This window comes from Rhodothermales bacterium (genome assembly GCA_013002345.1).
GTDB lineage: Bacteria > Bacteroidota > Rhodothermia > Rhodothermales > JABDKH01 > JABDKH01.
Genome location: JABDKH010000196.1, coordinates 1 through 15,739, shown reverse-complemented (window position 1 = coordinate 15,739; position 15,739 = coordinate 1). Strand labels below are relative to the sequence as shown.

The 15,739-nt window shown below is 58.0% G+C and carries 14 protein-coding genes; 4 read left to right on the top strand and 10 right to left on the bottom strand.

The features are described 5' to 3' along the window. Window positions 1–315: 315 nt before the first annotated feature. The gene (locus HKN37_09915; GenBank protein NNE46961.1) at window positions 316–2,232 is read left to right on the top strand and encodes a type II/IV secretion system protein; all 1,917 of its coding nucleotides are present in this window, start codon (window positions 316–318) and stop codon (window positions 2,230–2,232) included. An 82-nt stretch (window positions 2,233–2,314) separates the two neighbouring features. Here HKN37_09915 and rpmA read toward each other — a convergent pair whose 3' ends face one another. Together rpmA and rplU are read right to left on the bottom strand one after the other, a co-directional pair. Further along, window positions 2,315–2,572, bottom strand: coding sequence for a 50S ribosomal protein L27 (gene rpmA, locus HKN37_09910; GenBank protein NNE46960.1), 258 nt, complete (start codon window positions 2,570–2,572; stop codon window positions 2,315–2,317). A gap of 41 nt (window positions 2,573–2,613) precedes the next feature. After that, a complete protein-coding gene (gene rplU, locus HKN37_09905) occupies window positions 2,614–2,928 on the bottom strand; it encodes a 50S ribosomal protein L21 (protein ID NNE46959.1) in 315 nt (104 codons plus the stop codon). A 128-nt stretch (window positions 2,929–3,056) separates the two neighbouring features. Between rplU and HKN37_09900 the strand changes: the two genes are divergently transcribed. Further along, entirely contained in the window at window positions 3,057–3,713 is a 657-nt protein-coding gene (locus tag HKN37_09900; protein NNE46958.1) for a fumarylacetoacetate hydrolase family protein, read from the top strand. Here the strand turns inward: HKN37_09900 and lysA are convergent. The 5 genes from lysA to HKN37_09875 all read right to left on the bottom strand — a co-directional run bounded on the left by lysA (window position 3,710) and on the right by HKN37_09875 (window position 8,038). Next, entirely contained in the window at window positions 3,710–4,942 is a 1,233-nt protein-coding gene (lysA, locus tag HKN37_09895; GenBank protein ID NNE46957.1) for a diaminopimelate decarboxylase, read from the bottom strand. The two genes, HKN37_09900 and lysA, sit on opposite strands and share 4 nt — an antisense overlap. A 42-nt stretch (window positions 4,943–4,984) precedes the next feature. Beyond that, window positions 4,985–6,010 (bottom strand): aminotransferase class V-fold PLP-dependent enzyme, encoded by a 1,026-nt coding sequence (locus HKN37_09890; GenBank protein NNE46956.1) that lies wholly within the window; start codon window positions 6,008–6,010, stop codon window positions 4,985–4,987. A 27-nt stretch (window positions 6,011–6,037) separates the two neighbouring features. Further along, window positions 6,038–6,733: a monofunctional biosynthetic peptidoglycan transglycosylase gene (mtgA, locus tag HKN37_09885; protein NNE46955.1), complete on the bottom strand. Its 696-nt coding sequence runs from the start codon at window positions 6,731–6,733 to the stop codon at window positions 6,038–6,040. Window positions 6,734–6,753: 20 nt separating this feature from the next. Continuing rightward, entirely contained in the window at window positions 6,754–7,233 is a 480-nt protein-coding gene (gene greA / locus HKN37_09880) for a transcription elongation factor GreA (GenBank protein ID NNE46954.1), read from the bottom strand. A gap of 190 nt (window positions 7,234–7,423) precedes the next feature. Continuing rightward, window positions 7,424–8,038: a hydrolase Nlp/P60 gene (locus HKN37_09875; GenBank protein ID NNE46953.1), complete on the bottom strand. Its 615-nt coding sequence runs from the start codon at window positions 8,036–8,038 to the stop codon at window positions 7,424–7,426. Between the two features lie 171 nt (window positions 8,039–8,209). Here HKN37_09875 and HKN37_09870 point away from each other — a divergent pair, with 171 nt between their 5' ends. Beyond that, the gene (locus HKN37_09870) at window positions 8,210–8,716 is read left to right on the top strand and encodes a BrxA/BrxB family bacilliredoxin (protein NNE46952.1); all 507 of its coding nucleotides are present in this window, start codon (window positions 8,210–8,212) and stop codon (window positions 8,714–8,716) included. A 159-nt stretch (window positions 8,717–8,875) separates the two neighbouring features. Continuing rightward, entirely contained in the window at window positions 8,876–11,473 is a 2,598-nt protein-coding gene (locus HKN37_09865; GenBank protein NNE46951.1) for a PTS transporter subunit EIIA, read from the top strand. 59 nt (window positions 11,474–11,532) lie between these two features. Here the strand turns inward: HKN37_09865 and HKN37_09860 are convergent, their stop codons facing one another. From HKN37_09860 to HKN37_09850, 3 genes are read right to left on the bottom strand one after another with little or no spacing between them, the layout of a single operon-like run. Beyond that, entirely contained in the window at window positions 11,533–12,984 is a 1,452-nt protein-coding gene (locus HKN37_09860; GenBank protein ID NNE46950.1) for an oligosaccharide flippase family protein, read from the bottom strand. A gap of 39 nt (window positions 12,985–13,023) precedes the next feature. Continuing rightward, the gene (locus tag HKN37_09855; GenBank protein NNE46949.1) at window positions 13,024–14,643 is read right to left on the bottom strand and encodes a hypothetical protein; all 1,620 of its coding nucleotides are present in this window, start codon (window positions 14,641–14,643) and stop codon (window positions 13,024–13,026) included. 8 nt (window positions 14,644–14,651) lie between these two features. After that, window positions 14,652–15,623, bottom strand: a complete 972-nt coding sequence (locus HKN37_09850; GenBank protein ID NNE46948.1) for a GNAT family N-acetyltransferase — start codon at window positions 15,621–15,623, stop codon at window positions 14,652–14,654. Window positions 15,624–15,739 lie beyond the last annotated feature (116 nt).

Here is a 15,739-nt window from a genome sequence, read left to right as displayed (position 1 = left end):
TCACACTTATTTAAAAAGCATCACAGGAACTGTCCTTGTACGTAAGGATGTTGTCAATCCAGAGTCCTCCTCTTCAACAAACAGCGCTGTCACGTGGAAATCGATTCCACGAACCTGAAAGAGCTTCCGATCACGAGGATATCGTGCGGCCGGTGGCGGCATTTCGTGTGGCCGATCCGACGTCGCGGTCACGACTCCGAAAATAGGGGGCCTGCAATCCCTTAACGGACCCTTTCAGAGGCCGATAACGAACATTGACCGGTGTTCCATTCCGGCTCAAGTTCCGCCCATTTCCTGTTCGTCTCAGACACAACTATGGCAGAGTCATCCAAGGACCAACGCTGGCAGGCTGATGCATTAGCCCGTCCCGATTCAAGCCCGAGTGGGAACGGATCCGCCGGAGTTCCCGAGTCGCCGGACTCAACCACATTCAACCCACTTGATCTGCGGGACCGGGTTGTTATCAAGCTCCTGTACGAGGAACTCGTGCTCATCCAACATGTGCAGGCGGCGTGGGACCGTTGGGTCAAGAAGGAGGGAGGCACGAGTTACCCACTCTGGCGAGAACTGGCTGAAGACCCGGAAATCGATCCGGAAATTGTATTTGAACAGGCCGCGATCGTGTATTCGTTTGCGACGATCAGCCTCGAGGGAATGGACCCTACCGACTTTCTGAAGGGCCTTGGTGCCCGAATTACGGCCGATCAGTGGGCAGGGCTCGAGCAACTCCGCGTGGCGCCTGTAAAGATCGAGGAAGGCTCAGAAGGACGACGCGTGATAATGGCCACGCACGATCCGGCCCGCCAGGACCTGATGAGAACGCTCCAGAAACTTGGTTTTCGGGAGATCGAGATCCGTTTCGCGAAGCGTGTCGAGGTTGACGGATTCATTGATGAGGTTCGCCGGCGCCGCAAGGGAGATTTTGGAAAGGCGGCGGAAGGCATGCTCGCGTTTGACCTGGGCGCCTCCGTGGACGATCCTGAGCGCGCACTCTTTGACGAGGACGCGCTTGAGGCCGAGATCAATCGGTCGGCGCTCATCAACCTGTTCGAAGCAACGTTGAAAGAAGCCGTGCGTCAGGGTGCTTCCGACGTGCACATCTTCCCGAACGCCCGTAAAGAAATCGAAATTCGACTGCGGATCGACGGTGAGCTTACCAGTTGGCACATTGAAGACCGCGTCCACCCGGAGGCGTTCCTCGCGGTCGTGAAGGACAACAGTATCAACGTAGATCGATTCGAGCGGGAGCGTGCTCAGGACGGGTTCATACAGAGAGAGATCGACAATGCGCTCATTCGGTTTCGCGTATCGGTGCTGCCGATCGCGAACGCCGAAATGACGGTTCGATCAGAGAGCATCGTTATCCGGATCCTCGACGACCGAAAGGTCATCAAGGATCTGCGAAAGCTCGGTCTGGCAGAGAGTGCACTCGAGCGTTTTGAGTGGGCGATACACCAGCCGTACGGGATGGTCATTCTAACGGGTCCCACTGGTTCCGGAAAGAGCACGACTCTCTACGCGGCTCTGAGTCACGTCGTCACACCGAAAGTCAATGTGCTGACGGTGGAGGACCCCGTAGAGTATGTTATCCCCGAGGTGCGTCAGGTGAAGCTGAGCCACAAGCTCTCACTGGATCAAGCCCTCCGCTCAATACTCCGACACGACCCGGACATTGTCATGGTCGGAGAGATGCGCGACAAGGATACGGCCGACCTGGCCATCAAGCTGGCGAACACGGGTCACCTGACGTTCTCGACGCTTCATACGAACGACGCCCCAAGTTCGATAAGCCGACTCTACAAGATGGGCATTGAACCGTTTCTGATCGCATACGCGATCAACCTCGTTGTGGCACAGCGATTGATCCGAACAGTCTGCCAGGACTGCAAGGCGCCGGCGACGTCTATTGAGAAGAGCAAGCTGTCGCACCTTGGATTCAGGCCCGAAGAGCTAGACAAGATTACGTTCTACAATGCGACGGAAGGAGGTAAGTGCAAGACGTGCCGGGGGGTCGGCTACAAGGGGCGTCGTGCCATTACGGAGACGATGCCGTTCACGCCTGAGATCCGGGAGATGATTGTCGAAGCTGAGGAGGCGATCGACGAGGCGGCCCTCGGAAGACTTGCGATCAAGCAGGGAATGCTGACGCTGCAGGATAGTGCACGTGCAATGGTCATCGCAGGCGAGACGACGATCGAGGAGATGTCGCGCGTCGTATTCAGCGGCCTGTAGCCTACTGCGAAAACGAAGAAAGGGTCTCCACAAACTCGTGGGGACCCTTTTCAGCTACTCATCGGAATGTAAATGTGCGCGTCTACTCTGCGGGATCGACGTGCACATACTTCCGATCGCGGTGGCCTCGCGTGAATCTCACGTGGCCTTCGGCGAGTGCAAAAAGCGTGTCATCGCCACCACGTCCAACGTTCGTGCCGGGATGGAATTTGGTACCCCTTTGCCGAACAAGAATGCCGCCCGCCTTGACGAATTCGCCGCCGAAGGTCTTGATGCCGAGCATTTTGGGTTTGGAGTCGCGACCATTCTTCGTCGACCCCATTCCTTTCTTATGTGCCATTATACCCTACCTGCAAATTGCCCCAGCTGGACTAAGCGTCTCTACTTGGCCTTGATGGATGATACTTCAATCTGGGTGTACGGTTGACGATGTCCGTTTTTCACCCGGTAACGCTTTCGGCGTTTCTTCTTAAAGACGAAAATCTTGTCAGCTTTGACCTGACTCAACACTTTTGCCTTGACGGAAGCGCCTTTAAGGACCGGTGTTCCTACCTGGACATCATCGCCATTAGAGAGCAAGAGCACTCGGTCAAAGGTAAGTGACTTGTCAACTTCGACGTCTTGGCGTGGTACGAAGAGCCGGTCGTTTTCCTGGACGCGGTATTGCTTTCCAGAAATTTCTACGATCGCATACATGAGTTTCTCTACTTTGGAGCGCCGGATTGGCTACCGACGCGAGAGCGGGAGGATGGCGCGAGTTCAACGCGCATATTCAGCCACCTAAAGTATGAATAACTACCGGCCCAATCAATCTCTTTCAGTGAATGGATATCGAATTGCCGATCTCTGGTGAACGTATCAGACCGGGGAAACTGGTCTGCGTTGGCCGGAATTACGCTAAACATGCTGCAGAGATGCGGAGCGAGGTTCTTGCCGAGCCGATGCTGTTTCTCAAGCCTTCCACCGCGCTGGTTCCGGACGGAGGCGAGGTCGTTATCCCTTCCGTGACGAACGACGTTCACCACGAGGTGGAGCTGGTCGTGGTCGTCGGGCGTGATTCGCGCGCCGTATCCATTGAAGAAGCGAGTGAATGTATCGGAGGATACGCTCTCGGCCTCGACATGACTGCCCGGGATCTCCAGTCTAAGGCCAAGAAAAGCGGACACCCGTGGTCCGTTGCGAAAGGCTTCGACACGTTCGCACCATTGGGGTCTATAGTTGCGCCAGGCGCCGTCGGCGATGCAAGTGATCTTACCCTGGAATTGCGGGTCAACGGCCGCCTTGTCCAATCCGGGAATACGAGGGATATGATATTCTCGCCCGCATTTCTGATTCACTACGTCTCACTGATCTTTACCCTGGAGAAAGGGGATTTGATCTACACAGGTACGCCCGAAGGGGTGGGTCCCGTGGTCGCGGGTGATCTCCTTGAAGCGACGGCGATCGGATTGCCATCGCTTACAGTCACGGTGGCAGGTTAGCCTGGAGCCTGGAGACGACGAGCGAGCAACCGATCAACGAGTTCGCCGGGCGACTCTCGCCGGCGAACCAGCCGCGCGCGTCCATCCTCGTCAATGTATACCTCGGCTGGTGCAGGTCTGAGATTGTATTCGGAGATCATGGAACTGCCGTACGCTCCCGCATCGAGTATCCCGAGGATGTCGCCCTCGCGAGCCTCCGGCAAGGATCGATCGCGAGCGAAGAAATCGCTCGACTCACAGATGTTGCCGACGATTTCGTAGTTGTGACGCTCTCCATCCGGGTTCGACAGATTCACTACCTCGTGATACGCGCCGTACATCGCCGGCCGGATCAGGTGATTCATACCCGAATTGGTGCCAACGTATGTATGTCCGTGACTGGATTTGATCGTATTGACCTGCACGAGCAGGGCACCTGCCTCGGCCACAAGATATCTCCCGGGTTCCATCCAGAGCTCGACCTTCCGGCCGGTGCGGTCCATAAAGGTCTTGTGTGCTTTTGATACGACCGATGCGAAGGTGTTGAGGTCCAGCTCATCATCGTCGGGGCCATAGGCGACACCCAGTCCGCCCCCGATGTTTACGAACTCCAGCGCCGGGAGCATCTCTGCCGCTCGATACAGGACTTCGAGCGACATGCGATACGGTTCTACGTCGAGATTGCCGCTGCCTATGTGCTGATGCAATCCCACAACGGCCAGACCGTATTTGGCAGCCACGGCGGCTACCGCCTCCAGATCCGAGATTGGTATTCCGAATTTGGAGTCGTAACCGGCGGTTATGACATGCCGATGATGGCCGGCACCGTACTGCGGGTTGATGCGGATCGAAACCCGGGATCCGGAATACTGCCGGGCAAAGTGCTCGAGCCTTGAGAATTCCCCAATGTTGACGACTACGCCCCTGGACACGGCGTAGTCCATCTCCTCGTTCGTCATGTTGTTGGCGGAGAAGAAGATGTCATTCGGATCAAAGCCAAGTTGGAGCGCGAAGGCGAGTTCACCGGGCGAGACCACATCGACACCGACACCATTATCGCCCATGAGCTCGACCACCTCAGGCAAGGCGTTGGCCTTGAGGGCATAAAGCAGCTTGTTCAGCGAGTTCCCAAGGCTCCTCCGCAATGCTTCGATTCGGCTGCCGATCGTTCGTGCGTCGGTGACGTATGTGGGCGTGCCGTAGCGGGTCGCGATGTCCAGCAAATCGGCCAATTGTCGTTTCTCTCTCATCCTACACATCCATTAACGTGACGACTGACCGGCATCATCCACTCACGCCCGGCCGCAGAGTTCGGTTATAATGTCAACGGCTCGTGACACGCCTTCCAGCGAGACATCGCGGTGTGCCGTAGCCCTGATCATGTCAGGACCCCAGGGTAAAACGAGGACGTTTCTGGAACGAAGCATCTCAACTACATCAAACGAAGTCCCTTCGAGCACATGGAAGGTCAGGATATTTGTCTGGATTCGATCGCGGTCAACTCGAAATCTCGGAATTCGTGCAAGCCCCTCTGCAAGGTGGCGGATCTTCTCGTGGTCATCTCCAAGGTTCTGCCGATGATGTTCCAGGGCATATGACCCTGCTGCCGCGAGTACTCCTGCCTGACGCATTCCGCCCCCGAACATCTTGCGATACCGGTGGGCCGACTTGATGGTATCAGCAGGGCCGGCGAGTAACGAACCGACGGGTGCACCCAGCCCTTTGGAAAGGCACACTGTGACCGTGTCGAATAGTTCGGCGTATCTCGCTTCCTGGATTCCGGTCGCGGCAGCGGCGTTCCAGAGTCGCGCTCCGTCGAGATGAAGCGACAATCCGGCGTCTCTCGCTGTCGCCGATACTTCGGCCATTTCTTGGATCGGAAATATGGTTCCGCCCGTGCGGTTGATCGTGTTTTCCAGGCACAGCAGGCGAGACGGAGTCTCCCAGTAATAGCCATGACGTATCGCAGCCGTAATCTGCTCACTGTGCACGACGCCCGCGTCGCCGTCCAGGACGTGAAGTTGAACTCCGGACAGCAACGCCGGCGCGCCGGACTCATAGTTGAAGATGTGACTCTGGCGCTCAACAAGAACCTCGTCCCCGGGACTGGTTTGAGATTTGATGGCAAGTTGATTCGCCATGGTCCCACTCGGCACAAATAGCGCGGCTTCCTTGCCAAGAAGTTCGGCTACGTCCTCCTGAAGCCGGTTGACAGACGGATCCTCTCCGAACACATCGTCGCCAACCTCGGCTGCGGCCATGGCGGCACGCATGCCGGGGGATGGCCTGGTAACCGTGTCGCTGCGCAGGTCGATCATCGAGTTTGCTGGAGTCATATCAGGCGGTCAGTAGCCCATCCGGTCCATCCGACGGAGGATGATGTTGGTGTAGCGGCCGTCAACTTGAGGCCGCCGCCGACGGGGATCCGGTAAACAGGACGCCATGGCGGCGGCCTGTCGTCTGGATATGTTACGTGAATCCACTCCATAGTGATGCCGGGCTGCTGCTTCGGCGCCGTATACGCCATCGCCCCATTCGACGACATTAACGTAGAGCTCGATGATTCTGTCCTTTGGGAGCAAGAGCTCGATCAAGATTGTGAGTGGCAACTCAAGACCCTTGCGAAAATAACTCCGGTGCGTCGTGAGAAACAGGTTCTTGGCGAGTTGTTGCGAAATGGTTGATCCACCCCGGCCCCTGCCTTCCCTCATGGCCGTCTCGATCGAGTCCCAGTCGAAGCCGCGGTGCTCAAGAAAGCGCCCGTCCTCGGCAGCTATGGCTGAAGTCAGGATGTGTGGCGAAACCTCGGACGCCGAACGGGGCTTGTAGGTCCGGGAATATTCACGACCGCCGATGAGAGCCTCGACGCGGCGCTGGATCTGGACGGTGGTCGTTGGAGGGTCGATCCACCGGTAAGTGATGATCAGCGTTGCGCAGAATCCGCAGTAGCTGATTAGTATGGCCGCCGCGACGACGATCAAGCGAACGACGCCACGCTTCAACCGCGTGCCGGGCGGATCGATCGTGCCCCGGTTCGTCATGGCGTGAAACCCCGCTCACGTCAGCGACTTATCCCGACTATCTCGAAGCTTACGTTGCCTGCTGGAACCTGAATCTCTACGACGTCGCCCACGGCTTTTCCGAGAAGCCCTTTTCCGATAGGACTGGTTACTGAGATCTTCCCCGACGCAAGGTCCGCCTCTTGCGCGGAAACCAGCGTGAACGTGTTGGTCGTTCCGTTGCTTCTGTTCTTGACTTCCACACGCGACAGGATGAAGGCCTTGCTATCGTCTACCTTCGATTCGTCCACGATCCGTGCGTTCGCAATGACATCGGCAGTCTTAGCAATCTTCGCTTCCAGATGCCCTTGCGCCTCTTTGGCCGCGTCATATTCGGCGTTTTCGGACAGATCACCCTGGGCACGCGCTTCGGCGATCTCGTCTGCGATTCGCGCCCGCTCTTTGGTGCGGAGAAAATGGAGCTCTGCTTTGAGCCGAATCAGGCCATCTTCGGTGAGGTAGATGGGTTTCGATGAACTCATAACGGCGGAATATTGCTTGCTATCGTGGCCTTTGAGGGATGTCTGTACCGCGCACAAAAAACGAATCGCCACAGTCGGTGAGTCGACGGCGGCGGCAGGTGGTCGCAAAGCGCGGATGTTCCAGATTTCAAATGAACACAGTCTCCGCGATAAAGATCCGATTCGGGCGTCTATTTGTGAGTACTTCAGCTCACCAACCGACGCGCCCGGACGTTGGGGGGGCGGTGGCAAGTCGAGCGGCGCTCGATGGAGCCGCGTGTGTCTCGGATGATTGGTCCGAGTCGCTGATATCTTCAAGGTGAAACAGCCTGCGAGCGGTCCGATAGGATTTCGACCAGTAGGATTCGCTGAGGTGCGAAATCATCACTCCGCTGCTAGACGATGCATGTGCAAACTCACCATCTCCCAGGTATACTCCTACGTGATCACTTCGAGCGGGGGTGCGGAAGAAGACCAGGTCTGCCGTCCGTAGATCTGTCCGTTTGACTTCGGATCCGACGCGCATCTGGGCCCGGGTGGTCCGAGGCAAGGACTCGTCGAAGGCATCGCGCATGACGCGCCGTACGAATCCAGAGCAGTCGAATCCGGAGGCGTCCGTGCCGCCGTAGCGGTACGCCGTACCCAGCCATCGATTTATCTGCGAAACGAGCTCGGCTTTCGCGTCACTGACATCCTCCGGAAGGCTTCGTACCGGAACGGAGTCTTCATTGGGCTCTGCAGAACGCGATGCGCCGGCGCCGCTGCAGCCCGCAACGAGCAGTACGACAACCGCAAACGACAGGGACGCTAGATGGTGGTGTATCATCACTTAAGTCCGGAGAACGATGAATGGGCCCGCCGGGCACGAACCCTCCATTCTTGCATTATCGGCGCTTCATATCGCGTGTTAACCGGTAGTCGACTCGCCAGGATCAATCCTGACCGCTATCACGTTATCGGGGAGCGCTCGTTTTTCGCTCACCTCAATTGCTTGCAGATGCCCTATCCCGAAGCTCTCGTTGCCCCCATGCGCGAGGAACTCACCCGGCTTGGAATCAACGAACTGAAGACACCTGAAGATGTTGATGCAGTTTTTGATGCCCAGGATGATACGTCGACCGTACTCCTCGTCGTGAACTCAGTGTGTGGGTGCGCCGCAGCCATGGCACGGCCGGCGGTTGCGCTCGCCAGACAATCTGGCAATAGCCAGCCAGACACGTATGTGACAGTGTTCGCCGGGCAGGATCTGGAGGCAACGGCGCAGGCGCGCTCGTATCTCCCCGGAATCCCGCCGTCATCACCGTTTGTCGCGCTGTTTCGTGGCGGAGACCCGGTGTTCGTCCTTGAGCGCAGGCACATTGAAGGCCGTAGCGCGTCCGCCATCGGCATGGATCTGGTGGAAGCGTTCGACGCCTTCTGTGGCTCCGGTGCTAACGGGCAGTCTCGATCGGCTCCCACTGAGCCTGACGGCGAACTTCCGGACACGTTTCGCTCGATCCTCTGATCGCGTCCGACGTGCTCGTGTCCGCTCCACGGCCGCCCTCGGTTCCTCTTCGAGCGACCGGCAGCACCGTTGACGGTGACGGTTTTCGAGAGGATTCGTAGGTTGGGGCACATGTGGATGTTTGGCCGGGAACCGGGTCGCGTCAACCGTTAGTCTCTCATGGAAGAAATCCTCATCGGCGTTGTTGGCGTAATCGTGCTGGGGATTGTCGCTCAGTGGCTCGCCTGGCGTTTCAAACTGCCATCCATTCTGCTGCTGCTTGCGTTCGGATTTGTCGCGGGCCCGATAACGGGACTGCTCCCGTCGGAGTCGTTGCAAGGAGACTGGTTGTATGCCTTCGTATCGATCTCCATCGGAATCATTCTGTTCGAGGGTGGCCTCAGCCTCCGGCTCTCCGAACTTCGTGAAGTCGGGACATCGGTCCTGAATCTGGTAACGATCGGCGTGCTGATTACCTGGGTGCTGGCGGGCATTGCGGCATACTTCGTCGTCGGATTTCCTCTGGGCCTCGCGATTCTCCTCGGAGCCATTGTCACTGTGACCGGACCTACGGTGGTTGTTCCGCTCCTGAGGCATATCCGACCCACGGGCCGCGTGGGTGCGGTTGCCAAGTGGGAGGGAATAACGGTCGATCCAGTAGGAGCGATTCTGGCCGTGCTGGTCCTGGAGACCATCTTGCTTGTGGAGAGATCGGTCGTGGCCGGAGACGGAGCGGCGTTTTCGACGGTCGCATTCCACGCACTTGAGGGTCTGCTTCTGACGATAGCCACGAGTGTGGGCATCAGCGTTATCGGGGCCGCTGTTCTGATCTTCATGCTTCATCGGCGGCTCGTGCCCGACTATTTGCAGAGTGCGCTGGCGTTGGCAATTGTCGTTGGGACGTTTGGACTTTCAAACAGCCTGCAGGAGGAGTCCGGACTCCTGGAAACAACTCTGCTTGGCATCATGATGGCCAATCAGAAGTGGGTGAGGGTGCGCCGGATTTCTGAGTTCAAGGAAGACCTGCAGGTCCTCTTGATTGGAACGCTGTTCATTCTGCTGTCGGCGAAGCTGGATGCGAGCGCGCTGGATTATATGCTGCAGCCTTCCGCCCTTGCCTTTCTGGCGATCTTGATCCTGCTTGTTCGGCCGTTCGCCGTACTCATGTCGACGGTCGGTACGCCGCTTCAATGGGGCGAAAAACTCTTCCTGTCCTGGCTGGCCCCGCGTGGAATTGTGGCTGCGGCCGTGGCGTCACTGTTCGCTTTTCGACTGAGTCCCATCTATCCCGAACACGCTCCGGCGATCGTTCCGACCGTTTTCCTTGTCATTGTTGGGACGGTGGCCATCTATGGCCTCACGGTGCCGCAGTTGGCACGAAAACTTGGCCTTGCTCATCCGAATCCGCAGGGCGTACTGTTTCTGGGCGCTAACCTGTGGGTTCAGCGAATGGCGATGGCAGTACGTGAACTTGGTTTTGAGGTGATGCTGATAGACGCAAATGCCGAGAATGTCGCGGACGCCAGACAGCGCGAGCTCCCGGCGGTCGTCGCGGATGCGCTCTCCGAGACCATTGTCGACGACCTTGAGCTAGGTGGAATAGGTCGCTTCCTGGCACTCACACCAAATGATGAAGTCAACTCTCTAGCGTGCCTGAATTTCTCAGAGATCTTTGAGACCAGCGGGATTTTACAGCTTGCTCACAGATCGGAATCGGATGAGGTTACTGATTCTACGAGCACACTTGCTCAACACCTCCGCGGCCACGTTCTCTTCGGAGAGAGCAGAGGCTATGCCGACCTCGAGAAACGGTTCACAGCTGGAGGCGAGATTAGAACGTTTCATTTGACGACAGCACTGCCGTTTGAGGATTTGCTCAAGCGATATGACGACGATCTGATCTTGCTTTTCATTGCGCGAGCGGAGCAGCTGCACATCGCATCGGCCGACAAGCTCGTTACGCCGATGCCAGGTGACCGGGTAGCGGTGTTCCTTCCACCGTTTGCGAAGGCGCGGGACTTCGAAGACCAGAGTCAGTTTGACCGACTCGTCGCGAACGCGCTTGTCATCGATCTGGATGAACCGCTTCCGTTTGAACGACTCACAGAGCGTGCTGCATCCATGTTTGCCCAGCGACTTCCTGTCACTGCGTCGACGCTCATGTCGGGCTTCATGCAGGGGGCTCGATACGGCGCCATGCCCGTGGCTGAAGGGGTCGCACTGCCCCATTATCGTCTGCCGAATATTGAGCAACCCGAGTTGCTTGTTGTGCGGTGCAAAAAGGGCCTGACGATCAGCATGGAAGACGTGTCTGATGACGCATACACGGACCTGACGAAACCCGTGTATGCGATGGTCTTTCTTGTGAGCCCCCAGGAACATCCGGGAAATCATCTACGGATCCTGGCCAGTCTGGCGAGTCGCATCGACGACGAAGATTTTATGCCGAGCTGGCGAAATGCAGTGACGGAGCAGGAAATCAGAGAGAGCCTGCTTGATCCGGAGCGATTTCTGTTCATCTCGGTCGCTGAGGATTCTCGGGCAAGCCGGTTTGCGGGCAGGCAGGTCAAGGATCTGGATCTTCCCGTTGACTCCACCGTGTCGCTTATCGAGCGTTCCGGTTCGATGGTCGTACCGACACAGCAGACGATCATTGCGCCGGGCGATCGTCTCACAGTCACCGGTGAGCCTCCAGCCATCCTGCAGCTCAAGGACCAACTCGATCGGAGCGACTCTAAAAGCCAACCGGTCGACGCGACGCCGGACCCCGGCCCGTAAGATCGGCGTCGCTTTGTGACGCGGGCTTGAGATTGTCGGTGCGTTTGGGTGGCCCTTCGTCAGGCCTCCGGCGGATCTTCGGCCGTCGTGTCGGAGCGAATCGAAAAGAGAGTTGCGTCCAGTCTGTGAAGCACGAGAACGTAGGCAAGTACAGCGAGAACCGTCACTGCCGAGACGGACGGGGGATTGAGAAAGCGGGAAGCTCCCCAGATGACCGCGAGAAAGGGCAGGGATATCGCAGCGAAGCGGGCGAATCGCCTTAGTGCCTGCAGAACGGACCAACCGGACAGTCTTATCATCCAGAAAATCTGTAACAGGCTCAGGGCGGCACCGGTCAGTCCGAACAGCGCGATGGCGAGGACCTCACTACCGGCAATTCCACCGATGATAATTGATGCTGCGCGGGTTACTAGCAGCGCGGCGTTGTAGAACAGCAGTTCTCTTTGCTTCTCGAGTACGTCGAACAGTCTCGACAGGGGAGCGGCAAGGAGCAGGAAGAATATCCACGGTGCCAGGAATTGCGCAAAGGTGCCGGCCTCACGCCAGGTCTCCCCGAAGACGACGGAGAAGAGATCCGGCCCGACCACCACAATCGCCGCCAGAGGCAGCGTGGCGATAGCGGCCAGGCGGGTCACGACACCCTCCGTAATGTCCGCCAACCTGTTCGTGCGAGCAGCGTCCGACGCGCTGACGTAATACACCTGTGCGACCGCCGTTCCCAGCAGCGTTAGCGGTACGCCGAGTGACGCGTATGCAATCGAATACTGCCCGAGCACTGCTGCGTCAAAGAAGAAGAGCAGTAAGAGCGCGGGCGTCTGAACTGACGCGACGTTGAGAGCCGAGGCGGGAGCCCCGAACAGGGCGAATCGACGGTAGCGACGCGCCACTTTCCGGATATCCGCCAGACGCATGGAAAGCGTTTCCAGTTTGCGCTTGCCGGCGAAGCCGCGGTAAGCAAGAACGACTGCCTGGACGGTCTGTCCAGCGATGATCCCTCCGATCAGTCCTCCGGCACCGGCATCCATCGATCCGGCTGCGACCTGGGACGGCGTGCACGTGAAGGCATACGCCACACGTCCTGTCGCCACGCCGGAGAAGATCCTCAGCCTTGTGAGCCAGGAGTCAAATACGCGGATGGTTCCAACAAGGAGAATGCTGAGGGGAAGCCAGACGAGATACTCGGCCGCCTCCGGGTTCTTGAGGAGTGCAGCCAGTCCCGAACGCATTGGTAGCAGCGCGAGAATAAACAACCCAAGCGCCAACGTTACCGAAACGCTGGCACCCACCAGTGACCACGCATCGCGATGATCCTGAGGAAGTACGACCGCATCGTCGAACTTGCCGGTGGACATTGACGACAGGACAGCCACCGACGCGATGTAGAAGCCGAACATGCCGAATTCTTCCGGAGTGAACAGGCGCGTCAGGACCGGACGCGCGAGATAGATGACGAGTTGTGCTAAAACCGAACCGGAGAGAAGCGTCAGAACCGGCTTTACAAGCTCGCGCATACATCGATGTGGAGAGTACGGGGCAACCCGGGCATTCGCTCAGGAGTCCGCGGCAGCACTGGACCGGATGAGGCGATACACAACCCACGCGCTGTCGCGGTATGAAACCTCAAACGGCACGTCGTCTGTCGTGGAACTGCGGTGGACAAGATAGTCCACTCCGTAGGTATCCGCGACCTGCGACCAGTGGCTCCATGTCTGAGCGTAATAGGAACTGTCGAGTTGCAGTCGAAGACTGTGGCTAGTAGCTGGCTGCGGAACGGGCGCGACCGTCCTCAGTCGGGCGTACCACTCCATCATGTCGGGTGGTGCAAACGGGACAGCCGCGTAGTTCACAACGATTGCTCGCTGGCCATGACTGCGGAGAGAGCTGTTTGAAGGCGGGACCACAAATAGAGCATTCAAGGGCGAAGAGTCTCTTGCCCATGCGTCGAGGCCCGATTCCGAGTGTTCGCTCCATAGTCTGGCGTACAGGACGTCCGCTGTATTCGGCAAGATGGAGCCCAGGATCGACGCCATGAAAACGGCGGCTGAGGCTCCCGCGACGATCCATTGCACACGGTAGTCGCGAACCCAAGACCTCGAATAAAGCAGCGACTCCGCGGATGTCGCAATCAGACTGATCAACAGGAGCTTGCCGATGACTGTCAGCTTGAAGACCTGGAGTTTGACCACAATATCTACGGGAATTACTTCGGTCATGAACCAGGAGGCAAGGCACATAGTCGCAATTGCCAAGAGGATGATTCCAGGCGCCGGTTGTGAAGGTGTTTGCGATCGCCGCCCACGTAGAAACGCAAGCGCAAGGGCGACGACGACAAGGAGCCCCACCCTCGCCCATGAGCCAAAAGAAAACGACGACGGGACGTAGTGGTGGGGCGCGCGAAACTGCGTGAGTATGAACAGAATTGAGGGAGAAGTGTCGGCTGCGGCGTCGCCCCCTAGACTCTGCAGGCCGATCGGTATCAGAACCGGCAGAGCGAGGACGGCTGCGATCGAGCTGAGGACTATGGCATGGCGCCAGCCGTTACGATTGCGTTTTTCCAGAATCACCGATAGAGCCAGCATCGCCGCCACCAGGATACCGACAAGCGGTTGAAACCAGCTCGCTACGCCAAGCAGAACACCAGCGAAAGCATACCGACGCCGGAAGAAGCACAGCAGAGCAGGCAGTGCCCACGCCCACGCCACCATCTCCGGGACTAGCATCGTATAGACCAGGTCATTCCCGCCCAGCGTCCACTTCGGCGTCAGGCAGAGTGCCACAACAATGGCGGCAGCGCTTGCAAGACTTCCTCCACCCAGGACTCTGACGAGGCGATCGATTCCGATCGCAATCGCAACCCAGGATGCGACAAAAAGTGCTGCCACGGCGAGATGCGGCGGTAGCGCGACGCAAATAATCCGGAGCAGCCAGACAAAAAACGTGCGGACGCCAATCTGAGATGTCTGCGTACCGACAAACCAGTCCTCAGAAAGGAGGCTGTCGTCCAGCAGGTGCAACAGGTACGGCACGAATTCGTCCTGGTCGCCAGAACCCCAGGAGTAGTCGTATCGAAAGATCCAGATTGCGAATGCCGCAAGTACAGTCGAGAGTAGTACGAGCCACGTTGGGGCTTCGGCGACGGATCGAGTAGGACTAGCGGCTTTCGTTGACATCACCGACGCTACCGGAATCTGTTTCTGGCTGCGAGCAGGGAATCCAGTAGCCACGACCGGGAGGAGGCCATCCTGGTGTACTCGTGCAACGTCGGGCCGAAGCGACGCTTGAACTCGGCAATGGAAGGCGTATTTGCGCCCAGAAAATCGAAATCGGTGAGGCCGCTTTCACGCAACACCTGCAGCACATGACCGATCATAACGGTCATGCCGGGCCCCGGCATACTTCCGGCGATCCAGTAGAAGGCCATGCCGCCGTGTTGAAGTACCACCAGTCCGGCTTCGGAAACGTTGGAGTCACGGTTGGTGGCGAGAAATGTTCGTGTTGACACATCACCTGGCGGCTGATGCGCGAACTCGGACATTGCTCGTTGATCGATGGGCAGTGGACGTCCCGCACGAGCGTACGAGTTCCAGCAGAGCTGAACCGCCGTGGCGGTGTCGGCCGTTTCTTCGACTCGATACGACTCGACGTTCTTGCGATACAGGCGTCGCGTTCCAGCCGACCAGGTTGCCGTAATGTCAGCTGTCAGCTTTGTCAGGTCCAATCGATACGTGTACAGAGGTGTGGAACCCCAGGCATCGTTCGAAACGAGCGGGGTGACGTCAGCGGTAAGATGAAGACTCACACGATGATACCGACGGGCCATGCACGCAAGTGCCGACTCGATGGCGGCACTCCGTACCGCGACCGGGGCGTCCGTCGGGATCAGTACCGGTGAGGTAGGGCAGAATCTTGGAAGGATGGCGTCGCGGAAGGGTCCGATTCGTCGGAACGGAAGGATGGCGCCGAACTGGTCTTCGTTGTCGACAGAGGTGACCAGGACCTCGCACTGTAACTGCTGAACGTGGGAAAGGCCGGTAACGAGATCAAAGTCATCGAAAGCTCCGCGAGTCGGGCAGCGGCTTTGCATTTCTTCCCACCGCTCGCGAGCCTCGGGCGAATGAGCGGAAAGTATGGCGTCCTTTGCGCTAGGCATGAGGCCTGCGGGGCTAAAGGATGTAGTGACTCAGATCCCGGTCCTCGACGATCGAAGCGAGTCTCGTCGTGACCGTCGCCTCATCAATATTGATTTCCGCGAGATCCATGCTGTCT